An 827-nucleotide genomic window follows, 5' to 3' on the forward strand; every position below is an offset into this window, starting at 1 on the left:
AGCTTCTGTCGAATTTGTTTAATTTTAAAGGTTACTCCTCTCTATAAAGTAAAAAGGTGCGATTTCGCACCTTTTCTACTTGTGAATTCCTGTTTTGATTGCTAAAACATCACCTCTTATTTGTTTTATTCATATAAAGACTTCATGACAACTAATCATCAAAGCGGGACAGCAACACAGCCTAAGACTGTGGTTGTTAAACTGGGTACCAGTGTCTCAACTGGTGGTACATTGGCGCGAGACAGAGCTCACATGGTAGAGCTTGTGCGTCAGTGTGCAGAACTTAAAAAACAAGGCCACTCTGTGGTTATGGTTTCGTCTGGCGCAATCGCAGCTGGACGTGAGCACCTTGGTTACCCCGCACTACCCAACTCAATGGCAAGCAAGCAACTTCTTGCCGCAGTTGGGCAGAGCCAGTTGATTCAAGTGTGGGAGTCTTTGTTTGCTATCTACGGCATCAAGATTGGTCAAATGCTATTAACGCGTGCTGATCTTGACGACCGTGAACGCTTCTTAAACGCACGTGATACCATTAATGCGCTGGTGGATAACGACATTATCCCAATCGTTAATGAGAACGATGCGGTAGCGACCAACGAGATTAAAGTAGGCGACAACGATAACTTGTCGGCTTTAGTCGGTATTTTGTGTGGTGCAGACAAACCGCTGCTTCTGACGGACCAAAAAGGTCTCTTTACCGCCGATCCTCGCAAAGACCCAAATGCCGAGTTGATCAAAGAGGTCAAGACCATTGATGATACTCTGCGCAAAATCGCAGGTGGCAGTGGTACAACGCTAGGCACGGGTGGTATGGCGACTAAGCTGCA

At 46.2% G+C, this 827-nt stretch carries 1 protein-coding gene; it reads left to right on the forward strand.

Annotation, left to right across the window (positions count from 1 at the left end; all coding sequences use genetic code 11):
- Window positions 1-144 precede the first annotated feature (144 nt).
- Window positions 145-827: glutamate 5-kinase (proB, locus tag KIV40_RS28720; protein ID WP_285352627.1), on the forward strand; the 683-nt coding region annotated here is incomplete at its 3' end.

It is taken from the genome of Vibrio sp. D173a, from assembly GCF_030248475.1.